Raw genomic sequence first — 15,271 nt, 5'->3', positions numbered from 1 at the left:
ACACCCGGTGGACGTCCGAGACCCAGCATGCCGACCGTACTTGTCTGCTCTCCCCAGGAGATGGCTGATGCCTGCCCGTAGACCTGACTCCACCGTGCGCCGAAGCGGACGGAAGCGGACCGCCGCTCTGGCCGCCGGTGCCCTTCTCGGAGCCCTGTCCGTCACCGCGCTCCCGACCACCGCTGTCGCGGCCGCCAAACTCGACAATCCCTACGTCGGCGCGAAGGCCTACGTGAACCCCGACTGGTCGGCCAAGGCCGCGGCCGAGCCCGGCGGTTCGGCCGTCTCCAACCAGCCGACCTTCGTCTGGCTGGACCGGATGGCCGCGATCCAGGGCACCGCCGACGCCCGTGGCCTCAAAGCACACCTCGACGCGGCCAAGGCCCAGGGCGCCAACCTGGTCCAGCTCGTCATCTACGACCTGCCGGGCCGGGACTGCGCCGCCCTGGCCTCCAACGGCGAACTCGGTGCCGACGATCTGGCCACCTACCAGAGCAGCTACATCGACCCGATCGCCGCGATCCTCGCCGACCCGGCCTACGCGAGCCTGCGGATCGTCAACCTCATCGAGCCCGACTCGCTGCCCAACCTGGTCACCAACGCCGGCGGCACCGCGGGCTCCACGACCCAGTGCGCCACGATGAAGGCGAACGGGAACTACGAGAAGGGCGTCGGCTACGCCCTCCACACCCTCGGCGCTCTGCCCAACACCTACAACTACATCGACGCGGGTCACCACGGCTGGCTCGGCTGGGACAGCAACCTCACCCCGGCCGCCCAGGAGTTCAAGAAGGCGGCCACCACCAGCGGCGCCACCGTGAACGACGTGACCGGCTTCATCGTGAACACCGCCAACTACTCCGCCACCAAAGAGCCGTACGTGAAGGTGACGGACACGGTGAACGGCCAGACGGTGCGGCAGTCGAAGTGGATCGACTGGAACCAGTACGACGACGAGAGCTCGTACGCGCAGGGTCTGCGCACCGCGCTCGTCGCGCAGGGCTTCGACTCGGGCATCGGCATGCTCATCGACACCTCGCGCAACGGCTGGGGCGGTTCGGCCCGGCCGACCGGCCCCGGCCCGACGACCAGCGTCGACGCGTACGTGGACGGCGGTCGCATCGACCGGCGCATCCACGCCGGAAACTGGTGCAACCAGAGCGGGGCGGGCCTCGGCGAGCGTCCGGCGACCGCACCCGACACCGGAATCGACGCCTATGTGTGGGCCAAGCCGCCGGGCGAGTCGGACGGGGCCAGCCAGGCCGTCGACAACGACGAGGGCAAGGGCTTCGACCGGATGTGCGACCCCACGTACACCGGGAACGGACGCAACGGGAACAACCTCACCGGGGCGCTGGCCAACTCCCCGCTCGCGGGGCACTGGTTCTCCGCCCAGTTCCGTCAACTACTCGCGAACGCCAACCCGCCGCTGAGCGGATCGGGTGGCGGTGGCGGTGACACCCAGGCCCCCACCGCTCCCGGCGGCCTGACGGTCAGTTCCACGACGAGCAGCGGTGTCTCCCTGAGCTGGAGCGCGTCCACGGACAACACCGCGGTCACGGGATACGACGTCTACCGCGACGGCACCAAGGTCGGCAGCGCCACCACCACGTCGTACATCGACAGCGGGCTCGCCGCCTCCACGACCTACAGCTACACCGTCAAGGCCAAGGACGCGGCCGGCAACGTATCGGCGTCGTCCGCGGCGGTGTCCGCCACCACCAAGGCGTCGAGCGGGGGAGGAGGCTCGACGGGTCTCAAGGCGCAGTACAAGAACAACGACTCCTCCACCGCCGACAACCAGGTCAAGCCCGGTCTCAAGCTGGTCAACGGCGGTTCCGGCGCGGTCGATCTGTCCAAGGTGACCATCCGCTACTGGTTCACCGGGGAGTCCTCCTCCGCCGGCTACCAGACCTTCTGCGACTGGGCACAGCTCGGCTGCTCCACGGTCAAGACGTCCGTGAGCGCCGTCTCCCCGAGCCGCACGGGCGCGGACCACTACGTGGAGGTGGGCTTCAACTCCGGTTCCCTCGCGGCCGGAGCGGACAGCGGTGAACTGCAGCTCCGTATGGCCAAGTCGGACTGGTCGAACTTCGACGAGTCGAACGACTACAGCCGTGGCACCAACACGTCCTACGCGGACGCGGCGAAGGTGACCGTGTACGTGTCGGGCACCCTGGTCTGGGGCACCGAGCCGTAGATCAGCCGGAGTTGGGGAACGGGTAGGGGCCGGGCGGCGAGCCGGTCGTCCAGGACGGCACCGTCGCCCAGCCCAGTTCACCAGCCTGTTCTTCACCTGCACCGTCCCCTGACCCGAGCCGGGGCCCGCATCGAAGCGGGCCCCGGCATCAGGACTCAGTAGAACAACTGGTTGCCGCTGTACTTGCACGACCACGTCTGCAACGTGGTGCCGTCGGTCACGCCCTCTCCCTTGACGTCCACGCACTGGGTGGTGTCGTCGTGCCGGATCACATAGGAAGTCTCCGATCCGTCAGGCGTGCTCACGGTGCCGCGCGCTTCGATGGCCCAGAGCTGACTGCTGATGTTGCTGGACTTGCAGCCCCACTGCCACACGTTGTCGCCGTTGGCGATCGGGCTGTTGACCGCGACATCGAGACAGCCGCCGCCGTAGTAGTTGCGCATCTGGTAGGCGTAGGAACCATCGGTGAACGTGTGCTTCTTGAGGCACCAGTACTGGCTGTTCCCGGTGTACCAGTGCCATATGTGGGCCTGTGTTCCGTTCGCCGTCGAGGGCCCCTTGAGGTCCATCACGGTCCGCTGCCCCCTGGCGTTGCTGGCCGCCACGGCTGCGTAGAAGTACGGGCCCCTGCTCCAGGTGGAGTCGAAGCGCGAGGAACAGTTCGGCGAGGCGGCGTGGGCCGGCTCGCTCACGACGACTGGAACCACGGCGAGTCCGATGAGGACCGCGGCGCTCATCATGACGCGAGCGAGCCGATGGCGCATGGTGCTCATGCCTTGTCCTTTCTGCTTGTCCGATCGTCGGGCGGTCGGCGGCGCTCGGTGCGTGAATGGACCGTCGTCCTGCCGCCATTCCGGTCCGACGGCATGCTGGGCCTGCCGGGGGGCGCGGTCTCGCTTCCGCCACACTGTCCGCCTCGTCGCCTGCAACCCGGTTGCGCCGTGGTTGCACCGGTTCTTGACCCGCTTCACCGAGCTCGGGCAAGCTCCCCTCGAAGCAACGGGGGGACCATTTGTTCGAGTTCGGCGTTCTCGGGCCGCTGAGCGTGCACCGTGGCGGTCGGCCCGTCGTGTTGTCGGCACCCATGCTCCGGCGGTTGCTGGCCGTGCTGCTGGTCCGCGCGGGGAGGCCCGTTCAGCTCTCCGATCTGCTCGACGCCCTGTGGGACGGGCACCCGCCGCCGAGTGCGAGGAAGACCGCACAGGTCTACGTGCACAGGCTGCGGCGGGAACTGGAAGGTGGTCAGAACCTGCGGCACGGGCCGCTGGGCTACTCGTTGACCGTCGACCCCACGGAGCTGGACCTGCTCCGCTTCGTGGACCTCGCCGACCGGGGCCGGCTCGCGCGGCGCAGCGGACTGCTGGAGGAGGCCGGCGAGCTGTTCCGGCTGGGCCTCTCGCTGTGGCGCGGAACGGCCCTGGCCGATGTCAGCGACGTCGGACTCCTCGCCACGGAGGCGACACGCCTCGAGCAACAGCGCCTCCAGGTCTACGAGGAGTACGCCGAGGTCGCGCTGGAACTGGGCCGGCACGCCGACGTCGTCACCGAACTCGAGGAACTGACGCGATCCCATCCCTTTCACGAGCGACTGCGCGGTCAGGCCATGCTCGCGCTCCACCGCAGTGGGCGCCGGGCCGACGCGCTGTCGTTGTACCGCGATGCGCGAAGGCTGTTCACGGAGGAGCTCGGCATCGAACCGGGCGCGCCGCTCCAGCACCTGCACGCCGCCATGTTGCGCACGCACGGCGGGACCCTGGACGTGGTCACGAGGAGCGGCCCGGCGGAGCCGCCGGGGGAGGGAGGGGCCGAGTCGCCCGGCTCCGCCGGCGGAGCCGGAATCGCCGCCGGTACGCGGACGGCCGGTACACCGGTCAGGTCGGCGTCCCCCTTCGGGGAGTCGTCGGCGACGCCGGGAGATGCGCAGGGCCTCGTGAACGGAACCGCGGCCCGGGAGGAGACGGGTCGGCGCGGCGCCGGACGATTACCCGTCGAAGTCACCAGCTTCATCGGGAGGCAGTCCGAACTCGAGGCCGTAGGACGACTGGTGAGAAGTTCCCGGCTGGTGACACTGACCGGGGTGGGCGGCGTAGGGAAGTCACGTGTGGCACTGCGGGTGGCACACGACGCTCAGCCGGCCTTCCCCGACGGCGTGTGGTTCGTCGAACTGTCCGCCGTCCAGGACCCCGGCATGGTCGCCCACAGCGTCGTGCAGGCCCTGGACCTGGACGACCGGACCGTCAAACCGCCTGTTGAGGTGCTGGAGGAGTTCCTGCCGTCCCGACAGGCGCTGCTGGTGCTGGACACCTGTGAGCATCTCGTGGACGCATGCGCGGTCCTGGTGGAGACCCTGCTGAAGAGTGCGCCGGGGATCCGTGTCCTCGCCACGAGCCGTGAGTCCCTGAACATCGCGGGTGAAGAGGTCTTCGTACTCGCGCCACTGGCCGTGCCCCGGCCCCTCCACCCGCCGGGAAGCCCGGTGGAATCCGACGGTGTCGCGCTGTTCGTCGAGCGGGCTCAGGCCGCGAACCAGGAATTCACCCTCACACCCGCCAACCGTGACGCGGTCGGCCGGCTGTGCGCCATGCTCGACGGCATTCCGCTCGCACTCGAACTCGCCGCGGTACGGCTCCGCTCCATGTCGGTGGAGCAGATCCTGGAGCGCCTGGACCATTCGTTCACCCCGCTGGGCTTCGGCAGGCGCACCTCCCTGCCCCGACATCAGACGATGCGCGCGACGATGGACTGGAGCCATCACCTGTGCTCCGCGGGGGAACGGCTTCTGTGGGCCCGGCTGTCGGTGTTCTCGGGGAGCTTCCACCTCGATGCCGTGGAATCCGTCTGCTGCGACCGCGAACTGCCACGGGCAGCCGTGGCGGATCTTCTGTCGGGACTGGTGGAGAAGTCCGTCCTGCAATGGGAGGAAGGCATCTCGGGGACACGGCTGCGGATCCTGGACACCGTGCGTCAGTACGGTGCCGAGCAGCTCTGGCGGCGCGGCGAGCCGGAACGCCTGCGCATGCGTCACCGTGACCACTACCTGCGCTCGGCACGCCGGTTCGAGGACGGATGGTTCGGACCGGATCAACTGAACTGGTGCCGGCTGATGAGGCTGGAGCACGACAACATCCGATCGGCGATCGACTTCTGCCTCTCCCGTCCGGAGGAGCACCTGGCCGGTCTCGACCTGGTCGGATGCCTGTGGTGGTACTGGACGTCCTGCGGACTCTACGCCGAGGGACGTCACTACCTCGACCGCTTCCTGAACCTTGATCAGGAGCCCGGCGAGGAACGGATCCGGGCGTTGTGGGCCTGCGGACATGTGGCGATGGGGCAGGGGGACGCCGATGCCGTCCACCGCGTCGCCCTGATGTGCCGGGCGCTCGCCGCGCAGTCCGGTGATCCGGTGGCACTCGGATTCGCCCAGCACCTCCTCGGTACGGCGGCGGCACTGCGCGGGGAACTGGACGAGGCCGGCGAACTCACCGCGGCGGCTGTCCAGCAGCTCAGGGACACCGACTCCGGAGCGAACGCCCTGGCGATGTGCCTCATCGGCCGCGGATTCGTTCACCTCCTGCGCGGTGAGCTCGAAGCCGCCGTCGGTGTGCTGCAGGAACAGCGCTCGCTGTCCGACGAGTGCGGCGAGGTGTGGACACGAGCCTGGGGGGACAGCCTTCGCAGCTCGGTCGACCTCGCACGCGGCGACATTCGTTCCGCCGTCACCCACGCACGGGCCGCTCTCACCGTGCGCTACCAGCTGAGTGACTCGCTGGGCTTCGCCATGTGCGTCGAAACCCTGGCGCAGGCCGCCCTGGCCGGAGGGGACGCCCGGCGTGCCGCGTGCCTGCTCGGGGCCGCCCAGCGCATCTGGCGAATGTCGGGGCCGCCCCAGTTGGGTTCGCCGGAACTGCGGGCGGCCCGGGCCCGGTGTGAACAGGGCGCACGAGCGCTCGTCGGAGACACCTCCTACGAGAGTGCGTACTCCAAGGGAGCGGAACTGAGTCTCGACGAGGTGCTGGCGTACGTCTACGACGCCGTACCGGGGCCGGGTGATCCGCCACCCTGGCCGAACGCTCACGTCCACGGGCGGTGAGAGAGCCCGGGGTCCGCGCGTGCCGCGCCTCGGGGCCGCAGGCGAGGCTACGGACCCGCACCCGGGACGCGCGCCTGGGACATGCCCGTTCCGGGCCGCGACATGATGCCGCGGCCCGGACCGGATCGCCGTGGAGCGCGGCCCGGCATACCCGCCGGGCCCCGGGTCAGCGTGTCTTGTTCAGCTTCGCGATCGCCTTCGCGAGGCCGTTGACCCAGAGCTGGTTGACGCGGGAGCGCTCGGCCGCGTTCGGGTAGCGGTTCGTGCAGGACGTACCCGGACCGCCTCCCGACATGAGCTCGCTGCACGGACCGCTGTAGTGGTCCGGCAGACCCAGCACGTGGCCGGTCTCGTGAGCGGTCACACGGATCGAGTCGTACTGCCGGTTCTGCGCGTAGTCGAGGAAGATGTAGCCGCGGCCGTGCCCGTTCGTGGAGGCGTAGGACCCACGCGAGTCGTTGCCCTCGTAGTACGTGAAGTCCGCACCGCTCGTGGTCGCCTGGAGCTTGACGTTCGACACGGAGCTGTTCCAGATCGAGGCGGAACTCGCTATCTGGGAGCGGAAGGTCGGCGCCTGGGAGGCGTTGTAGTAGACGGTCACCGACGCCAGGGAGGGGTTCGCCGCCTGCTTCGCGGCGACCGACTTCAACACTGCTTCGAAGAAAGCCTTGTTGCCTGCGGTGTCTTCGGCCGAGCCGGAGTACCGGGCGCTCGCCACGGCGGTGGAACCGGCCGGGGCCGAGTCCGCCGGCCGGGCGCTCGCCGGAATCGCGGTGCCGAGTGCCGCGGACGCCAGACCGAAGCCGAGCGTGAGTGCCAGGAGTCTCCTGGATGTCTTCGACCTCATGCGGGAGGACAACATGTGTGGTGCTCCTACTCGTTCGTGTGGGGTGGTGAACGATTGGTTCAGCAGGAGTCTCGCGGAGGCCGAGGGGGCTGCGGATGATGGCAATCGGGGATAGCGCCGGGCTATCGGGACGGTCAACTCGTCGGAGTTCGTAGCGATTTGAACATCTGGTGCGTCATGCGGAGGCTCCCCTACGCTTCGCGCATGGAGCTCGAGGTGAGGCACTTACGTGCCTTGTGCGCCATCGCCGACACGGGCAGCCTGCACAAGGCGGCACGTGAACTCGGCGTGGCCCAACCCTCGTTGAGCGCCCAATTGCGTCGCATCGAGCAGGCTCTCGGAGCGCAGCTCTTCGTTCGGGCGGGCACGGGCTGCCGCCCGACTCCAGTGGGCCTGGCCGTGTTGAGCCGCGCCAGACCGCTCGTCACCGAACTCGCCGCGATCGTCACGGAGACGAGGGCCGCCGTGGCCCGGGCCGCGGACGCGAACACCCTGCAGATCGGTGCGACCGCGAGCCGGGCCCTGCCGGGCTGGCTGCGCCGGTTGCGCGCCCGCGTTCCCCGCACCGATCCCACACTCCGGATGGACGTCTCCGCCAACTCCCTGCTGCGGATGGTCGCCGGCGGATGGCTCGGACTGGCCTTCGTGCACGAGGTCGAAGGCAGCCCCCTGTGCGTGCCGACAGGGCTCGTTCTGCGCCCGGTGATCGAACGCGAACCGCAGTTCGTCACCCTCGCTCCCGACCACCCCGCGGCCCGGAAGTCCGAGGTGCGCCTCGCCGACCTGGCCGACGACCGGTGGATGGTGGACTCCACGGTGGACGGCGAATGGGACGGCCTCTGCCGCGTCCTGCGCGACGCGGGCATCGAACCCGACATGCTCCACGGCGACTACCTCACGGCGTACTCACTGGCCGCGACCGGCGACGTCGTCACGGTCAGCCAGCCCACGGCGCTCCCGCGCCCCGACGTCGTGGTCCGGCCTCTGCAGGGGGACCCGATAGGGGTGCGCCTGCTGCTCGCCGCCCGCTCGCAGGCCGAACTCGACCACGGGTACGACGAATTGGTGGACGCCTACTGGGAAGTGGCCCGCCAGGCGCCCGTCTACCGCGCGTGGCTGGAGCGTTCGGGTATGCCGGAAGCCGCGCAGGGGCTGCGTGGATCCGGGACGGCCGTCCCTCACGGGACACCCGAACAGGAGCTCGCAGCGGACGCGCGCCGGCGCGGATGATCCGCGGGGTCCGACAGAAAAGGCTTCTGCCGGACCCCGCGGTCCTTCGTCAGGCGAGTGCGAACTTCTGCGCGCCGGAGGTGTTGCAGTCCCAGATCTGCAAGCGTGTGCCGTTCGCGGTGGCACCCGACGGTGAGTCGATGCACCGGCCGGTGGCCGGGTTGGACATCGAACCGTCCGCGTTGGCCACCCAGTTCTGATAGCCGCCGCCGTTGCAGGTGGCCAACTGGAGCTTCGTGCCGTTGGCGTTGACGCCACCGGCGATGTCCAGGCACTTGCCGAGGGTGCGCAGGGTCTGGCCGCTCCAGGTCCACTTCTGGTCGAGCGAGGTCGCCTGCTGGCAGTCCCAGAGCTGGACCGCGGTGCCGTCGCCACCGTTGTCGTCACCGGCGACGTCCACGCACTTGCCGCCGGGCCCGTAGATCGGTGTACCGATGGCGAACTGCTGGGCGCCGGAGGTGTTGCAGTCCCAGATCTGCAGCCGCGTACCGTTCGCGGTGGCGGCCGACGGCGAGTCGATGCACCGGCCGCTGGTCGGGTTCCGCAGCGTGCCGTCGGCCTGGCGCACCCAGTTCTGGTAGCCGCCGCTGTTGCACGTGGCGAGCTGCAGCTTCGTACCCCCGGCGCTGTTGCCGCCGGCGATGTCCAGGCACTTGCCGAGGGTCTGCAGGGTCTGGCCGCTCCAGGTCCAGTGCTGGTCCTTGGCCGCCGACTGGCAGTCCCAGAGCTGGACCGCGGTGCCGTCGCCGCCGGTGTCGTCGCCTGCCACGTCCACGCACTTGCCGCCCGGACCGGTGATCGTCTGACCGGTCACCGAACCACCGCCGCCACCCCCGGAACCGGCACCCTTGTTGTAGACGGCCACCGAGTCGATGACCAGTTTGCCGCCGGAGACCGTGGCCGCGTTCGGTCCGCCACCGAAGGCGTCCGGGAAGCCGCCGCCGATCGCCAGGTCGTAGATGATGAAGAACGGGTGGTCGACCGCGTCGGCCCAGGTCGTCGCGTCCACCTGGTTGGCGTTGACGGTGAAGAAGTTGTTCCCGTCGAGGTAGAAGCGGATCTGCTCAGGCGACACCGAGCGGTCGATCTCGGCCGCGTAGTCGTGGAAGCCGGTCTGGCAGCCCGAACAGGCGCGCTCACCCGAACCGAGGCCGGTCGACTCGTTGCAGGGCCCGCCCGGATTCACGCCGCAGTGCAGGGTGCTGAAGACGGAGCTGCGGCCGTTGATGTCCTCCATGATGTCGACCTCGCCGGACTTCGGCCAGGTCACACCGTCACGCAACGGCGCGCCGAGCATCCAGAACGCGGGCCAGTACCCGGCACCGTTGGCGGTGGTGACGTTCGGCTGCTGGAGGACGGACTCGATGCGTACGACGCCGCCGGCCGGGGCGCCGAAGGCCGCCGATTGGGTCTCCACACGCCCCGAGGTCCATCCGGCCCGCGGGTCGGAACCGGAGTGCAGGGCCTGGAGTACGAGGTGACCCTGGCCGTCGTAGTAGACGTTCGACGTGCTGTTGGTCATGGTCTCGATCTCACCGGTGCCGAAGTTGCTGCCCGGCCCGGTGTCGTACTTCCACAGGCTCTGGTCGATGCCCGTGCCGGAGGCTCCGTTGAAGTCGTCGCTCCAGGTGAGGCTGAAGCCCGACGGTGTCGGGGGCACCGCCGCCTCGGCGTTGAGCGTCCCGACGACGGTGGTCGCCACCGTGACCGCGACGACGGGTATGAGCCTGAGCACGTTCTTCCACCCGCCGCGCCGCGCTCTCGCAAGGGGTAACTGCATGTGTCTTGACCTCCGAAAAAGGCATGACGGTGCTTGTCCGCCACGCCTCTCTGGTGACCTCCACCAACGGCGAGCGGTGCACGCGCTCTTGCGGCTCTGGATGACGACGAACAGGGCGACGACCCGTGCTTGAGCTGCCGTGGACAGACGCCCCACGGCAGGTGCCCGGACCTGCGCCCCCTGACCAGCGGATCGTCATCAATGTGCGGGTGACGGCTGGTGGGTGTTGAACTGGGTGTTGAACCATGTGGAGTTCTGTGCGGGGCGACGCTATTGGACCGGACCAATGCCGTCAAGGCTCTGGAACGACAACGGATTTGGATGGGGGGATGTCGGTGGTTCTGTCCTGGTGGAAGGGGTTGGGCGGGGCGTGTCAGTGGGGTGCACGCAGTCCATCGGAATCGGTGCCGGAGGCAGGACCGCCGTGGGTAGCGACCTGTTCAAGGGTCTGATCGAGGGTGCGGGTGCGGGTGCGGGTGCGGGTGCGGGTGCGGGCGAGGGCGAGGGCGAGAGGGCGGGCGAGGCGCGGCTATCGCGATGGGTTCGCTCGCCAGGGCCTCTACTTGGCGCCTGCAGGCCGGTGTTACCGGGGGAGGCGCAGTGCCAGGAACCGCTCCGCCTCGGGCTCGAGTTCCGGTGGCAGATTGCCCAGAGCCGAGACGATCTGACGAAGCTCGCGCCCGAGCTCGGGTGACGTGTTCCAGACCTCTGGACTCCTGGTCAGTACGGCGGCCAGCAGATCACCCTCGTACATGTGACCCTCCGCCATCGGATCCAGCCGCAGGACCTCCAAGGCCAGGGGCAGGAGGATGGGCAGTCCCACGTCTTGCCTGATCAACAGTCTCAGGTCCTCGACTGTCAGCTCGCCGATCGGCTTACGCCGAAGGGCGTGCGCGGTCCTTATGAGGCGTGTCGTGTCGCCCGACGGGTCCGGCCAGTAGTCGTGCTCCAGCTCCTCAAGGGAGCGGTCGCGTGTCCGGGAGCGGTCGCGTGTCCGAGCGCGGTCACGTTGCCGGGAACGGTCACGCTTCGGGGGTCGAGTCACCGAGGGATCGTCCCATGCCGGATCGCGGATGCGGTCTCAGAGGTGGTTGTGCAGGATCTCGTGTACCTCGGCGATCGTGACGGGTCCCGTGCCCTGCGCCACCGCCTCACCCCCTTTCAGTAGGACGTAGGAGGGGGCCCCGGTGATCCCGTAGCGCTTGGTGGCGGCCGGGCAGCGGGTGATGTCGGTACGGACGGCCGTTAGACGGCCTCTGTATTCGTCGGCGACGGCGCCCACGACGAGGTCCATCGCTCGGCAGGGCTCGATGGCCTTGGGCCACGTCCCGGTGAAGTAGGCGAGGACCGGGACTCCGCTCATCCTGAGGATGAAATCGAACTCCGCGTCCTCACGAGGTTGGTGAACCCTGTTCGCCATGGAAATTCCTGCCCCTTGCGTCGTGTCTTCCATCCCCATCATCCCTCGCTTGGTGCGGTGGGTAGGCGAGGCGCCCGCCGTCAGGCTGTGGCGGGACGGGGGGCAGTGGCGGGATGGCTGTGCCTCATGGTCGTCGGGGCGTGAAGAGGCGTCTTCGGGGCGCGATGGGGCGTGTGAGGGGCGGGCGCGCACGGCGCGCGCCCGCCACGGTCAGCAGGTCGCGCTGCTGGAGATCTTCACGCCGTTGATGGTGAGGCCTGAGCTCATCACTGTGGTCGTGTTGGGTCCGACGCAGAGGGTGCCCGCGTTGCTGCGCAGGTAGGCCACGTCGTCATTGCGGGTATTGAGGATGATGTAGCCCTCGCGGGAGGTGACGTCCTGGAATCCGCTGGTGACGACTTGGAACTTGGCGGCGGGGTGGCCGGCGTTGACGGCGGCCCGGTCCACATAGAAGCAGACGTACGGGTACGCGCAGCCGTGCTGGACCGGCTCGGCGTTCGCGGCCGGAGCGCCGGCCATGGACGCGGCCGCGACCGCGCCGGCGACGACGGCGAGGTTCGCCGCTTTGCGGATGACGACGTTCATCAGTTCCCCAGGGATTTCGTTCGGTTCGAGTTCATCGGTGAGCGGGGTTCGACCGCGGGGAGAGCGCACGCCGTGCCGGGCACTGGTCAGGGTGTCGGAGGTGTTCGCCGTGTTCCGCGGCGAAGGGTCCGCGCACCTAAGAGTCGAATGTGATCGCACATGTGATTGGCCGTCATAGTGTTTGTGGATAGCGGAACTTCGGAGCGTGTCGGGTTGTCGAGTCGCCCCGACGTTCGGCCGGCCCTCCTTGTCGCCGGCGACCGGCCGACCCGACGGCGAACGGCTTGCGGGTAGCTCGTGAGCCAGGCGTATCGCTGCGCTCGCATTCGCGTCCTGGCGTATCGGGAGCTCCTGAAACCCGGGCTCGGGTCGGTCGTGTTCGAGTGAGGATGTGAGCAGTACGTGTCATGCGCGGTCAGAAGCGGACTCGATTCGACCCTGCATGTTGCAGGTGCAGGAAGTTTTGCGTTCAAGCGAAGCAGGTGTCGACTGCGGGGCATACCTAGCATGTGCTGTCTACGATCCGACCGGCGTCAACGCTGGGCCACGCCGTCAAGCTCGCCATCGTGACCAACCTGGCCACTGCCGAGTTGGAGCAGACCGTGCTCAGAAAACTGCGCGGGCCCCTCGCTGAGGTCGCGCGACCCATGCTCGCCCGTCCGCTCGCCTGGCATCCGGAACACGAGGATGCGGAGTGTGCGCGATGAGCGGGACGCTGCTCGACCTCGCCCTCGACTACGAGAGTGAGGCCGCCGGCATGTTGCCGTGGCAACGCGACCGGCGAGCGCTGCGGGCGACGTCGCAGTTGTTCCGGCGCATGGTCTGCAACCGCGAGGCTGCCGATCCCAGCCGGATCACCATTACTTGGACGATGCTCATCGACATCCCCCAACGCTGGTGCCGGCAGCACGGCTACGAAGCCGTCCCAGGGCCCGACGGATATGCCGTCCGGCGCGGAGACGAGGCTGCGATCGTCGCGGGGCCGGGGGACACGCTTGTTTGGGACGGCGAGCGGATTGTCGTGGAAGGAAAGGTCTGACGTTCTTGTCGGCGGGGGTGATGGGGGTGCTGGTGATGGCGGCGTCGTTCGATGATGGGTCACCATCAACGGCCTCACCGCCGTCGTGCCTTCCGCGTGCTGCTCCTCGTCAGGCGCATCGGGTCGTGGGGCTGGGTGCGGGAAGATGCGAGGGCCGTATGACGCAGAGCCACGGTCGTAGGCGCCGCGCCAGACGAACCGGTCGGCGTCAGGGTTTCACCGCCGGCGTCGCCAACGTGGGCGCGCTCCACGACCACGGCGGCAGCCTGTCCAGCACGGATCTCCAGCCCGCCGATCTCCGCGGAGTTACGGCTGAATCCGTCCCGGGTCGACTCTCCAGTTCACAAGCTGAGTTGAGGCCGCCCCGTCGGGCACGTGCTCGCCCTTGACGACGAGTTGTGGTTCCTGGTGGCTGAAGCACTGGCGGCCTTGGCCGTCGTGGTGAAGGCTGGCGGCACATGCCGGACGGTGACTCTCTCCAGAAGAGGCGCCGACAGGACGACGGGGGCAGCGGATGGACGGAACCGAGGACGACGCGCGGAAGATCCGCAGGGTTTCCACCGGGTCCGGCTGCCCGGTCGATCGCCGGGCCGACGGTACGTGGCAGGTACGCGGCTACGCGGCGGCGCGCGCGGTTCTGCGCAGCACCGACACCGTCCAGGCGGGTCTGGGCGTCGAGACCGTGGAGAAGATGCCCGCCCGTATCCGGCGGCCCGTGCTGTACCGCGACGGGCCCGAACACCGGGAACACCGCCGTCAGACTGCGCGTTACTTCACACCCCGCCGGGTGGCCGAGCACTACCGGGAACTCACCGAGCGCGTCACGCAGAAGCACCTGGACACCCTGCGGACCGAGGGCGAGGCACGGCTGGAGGACCTCACCTTCGGCGTCGCGATCGACGTGGCGTGCGGGGTGATCGGCCTGACCCACAGCAGACCGGGCATCCAACGCCGGCTGGAGCGCTTCTTTCCCGAGAAGTTCGGCAAGCCCGGATTGACCAGCTTGCACGGCATCTACTGGCTGTTCCGTCAGAACACCAACTGGCTGCGGATCTACCTGTCCGACGTCCGCCCGGCCGTCCGCGTCCACCGCGAACGACCGGCCGACAACCTGATCTCCCACCTGATCGAGGAGGGGTGTTCGAGCCCCGAGATCCTCGGCGAGTGCCTCACCTATGCCGCTGCCGGGATGGTCACCACCCGCGAGTTCATGTGCGTCGCCGCGTGGCATCTCTTCACGGACGCCGCTCTGCGGGAGCGCTTCACGACCGGCAGCGAGACCGAACGCCTCGCGCTGATCCACGAGATCCTGCGCCTGGAACCGGCCGTGGCCCGTCTGAGTCGGCGGACCACTGCCGCTGTGGATGTGCCGGGCGCTGAAGGTCCTGTCGCCGTGCCCGCCGACTCGCTCGTCGACATCTTCGTGGACGAGGCCAACACCGACCCGGATGCCGTGGGCGCCGCTCCCGCGGCGGTCTGCCCAGGCCGTCCGACGACGACCGGCCGTTACGCTGCCGCCCTTTCCTTCGGCGACGGACCGCACCGCTGCCCCGGTGCCGACATCGCGATGATGGAGACCAACGTCTTCCTCGGCCGCCTCTTCGCGCTACCGGGCATCCGGATGGTCACAGAGCCCAGCGTCACCTTCCAGGACGAGATCGGAGGCTACGTGATCCGCGGACTCCGCGTGGCCGCCGACCACGTGTGACCCCACGTCGGCGTCCCGGACCCTCCCCTTCGGAAGGCCGGTTGTCAGCGGGGGGAACTGGTGCTGGATTCCTCGAATGATGTTCTTATGTCGACGTCGTGGTCGTCGGGTTGGCAGCGACGGTCTGCCTCGGATCCAAGGCTGCGCCCGGGAGTTGGGTTGGCTGGTTGCGAGGGTGGTGGCGTAGGCGATCCGGTCGGGGTTGGCGAAGGGGCGGCCGGCGAGGGTGGCCTCGCGGAAGATGCGCCACCGTTGTTGGCGAGCTGGGATTACCGGGCCTGGGCAGCCGTATCGGCGATCGGAGGGGCTCAGGGCATGGGCCCGCGTGCATTTGGGGGACGTGCAGATCCGGCGGCAGGGTGAGGTCGGAAG

The 15,271-nt window shown here is 68.8% G+C and carries 11 protein-coding genes; 5 read left to right on the top strand and 6 right to left on the bottom strand.

Annotated features, from left to right (window positions below; translation table 11 throughout):
• The first annotated feature begins 67 nt into the window (after window positions 1-67).
• Window positions 68-2,200 (top strand): glycoside hydrolase family 6 protein, encoded by a 2,133-nt coding sequence (locus tag ACZ4TO_RS29350; RefSeq protein WP_468025689.1) that lies wholly within the window; start codon window positions 68-70, stop codon window positions 2,198-2,200.
• A gap of 155 nt (window positions 2,201-2,355) precedes the next feature.
• On the opposite strand, the gene ACZ4TO_RS29345 is transcribed toward ACZ4TO_RS29350, so the two are convergent.
• Window positions 2,356-2,973, bottom strand: a complete 618-nt coding sequence (locus ACZ4TO_RS29345; RefSeq protein ID WP_468025688.1) for an RICIN domain-containing protein — start codon at window positions 2,971-2,973, stop codon at window positions 2,356-2,358.
• Between the two features lie 311 nt (window positions 2,974-3,284).
• On the opposite strand from ACZ4TO_RS29345, the gene ACZ4TO_RS29340 reads away from it, so the two are divergent.
• The gene (locus ACZ4TO_RS29340) at window positions 3,285-6,290 is read left to right on the top strand and encodes an AfsR/SARP family transcriptional regulator (RefSeq protein ID WP_468025687.1); all 3,006 of its coding nucleotides are present in this window, start codon (window positions 3,285-3,287) and stop codon (window positions 6,288-6,290) included.
• A 166-nt stretch (window positions 6,291-6,456) separates the two neighbouring features.
• Here ACZ4TO_RS29340 and snpA read toward each other — a convergent pair whose 3' ends face one another.
• Window positions 6,457-7,137 (bottom strand): snapalysin, encoded by a 681-nt coding sequence (snpA, locus tag ACZ4TO_RS29335; RefSeq protein ID WP_468025686.1) that lies wholly within the window; start codon window positions 7,135-7,137, stop codon window positions 6,457-6,459.
• Between the two features lie 204 nt (window positions 7,138-7,341).
• Between snpA and ACZ4TO_RS29330 the strand changes: the two genes are divergently transcribed.
• On the top strand, window positions 7,342-8,367 hold the full coding sequence (locus ACZ4TO_RS29330) for a LysR family transcriptional regulator (protein WP_468025685.1): 1,026 nt from the start codon (window positions 7,342-7,344) through the stop codon (window positions 8,365-8,367).
• A gap of 49 nt (window positions 8,368-8,416) precedes the next feature.
• On the opposite strand, the gene ACZ4TO_RS29325 is transcribed toward ACZ4TO_RS29330, so the two are convergent.
• The 4 genes from ACZ4TO_RS29325 to ACZ4TO_RS29310 form a co-directional block, all read right to left on the bottom strand.
• Complete coding sequence (locus ACZ4TO_RS29325; RefSeq protein ID WP_451076372.1) at window positions 8,417-10,147, bottom strand: ricin-type beta-trefoil lectin domain protein; 1,731 nt, start codon at window positions 10,145-10,147, stop codon at window positions 8,417-8,419.
• Between the two features lie 583 nt (window positions 10,148-10,730).
• A complete protein-coding gene (locus ACZ4TO_RS29320; protein ID WP_468025684.1) occupies window positions 10,731-11,192 on the bottom strand; it encodes a contact-dependent growth inhibition system immunity protein in 462 nt (153 codons plus the stop codon).
• A 36-nt stretch (window positions 11,193-11,228) separates the two neighbouring features.
• Window positions 11,229-11,567 carry a thioredoxin family protein gene (locus tag ACZ4TO_RS29315; RefSeq protein ID WP_468025683.1) on the bottom strand — a complete coding sequence of 113 codons (339 nt, stop codon included), beginning with the start codon at window positions 11,565-11,567 and terminating at the stop codon, window positions 11,229-11,231.
• A 210-nt stretch (window positions 11,568-11,777) separates the two neighbouring features.
• Window positions 11,778-12,152 (bottom strand): hypothetical protein, encoded by a 375-nt coding sequence (locus ACZ4TO_RS29310; protein ID WP_468025682.1) that lies wholly within the window; start codon window positions 12,150-12,152, stop codon window positions 11,778-11,780.
• A 703-nt stretch (window positions 12,153-12,855) separates the two neighbouring features.
• Between ACZ4TO_RS29310 and ACZ4TO_RS29305 the strand changes: the two genes are divergently transcribed.
• Together ACZ4TO_RS29305 and ACZ4TO_RS29300 are read left to right on the top strand one after the other, a co-directional pair.
• A complete protein-coding gene (locus ACZ4TO_RS29305; protein ID WP_468025681.1) occupies window positions 12,856-13,191 on the top strand; it encodes a hypothetical protein in 336 nt (111 codons plus the stop codon).
• Window positions 13,192-13,705: 514 nt separating this feature from the next.
• Window positions 13,706-14,899: a cytochrome P450 gene (locus ACZ4TO_RS29300; RefSeq protein WP_468025680.1), complete on the top strand. Its 1,194-nt coding sequence runs from the start codon at window positions 13,706-13,708 to the stop codon at window positions 14,897-14,899.
• Window positions 14,900-15,271 lie beyond the last annotated feature (372 nt).

Source organism: Streptomyces sp. NPDC028298 (assembly GCF_055565895.1).
The sequence above is the reverse complement of the archived record's forward strand: the minus strand, read 5'-3'. Positions and strand labels throughout refer to the sequence as shown.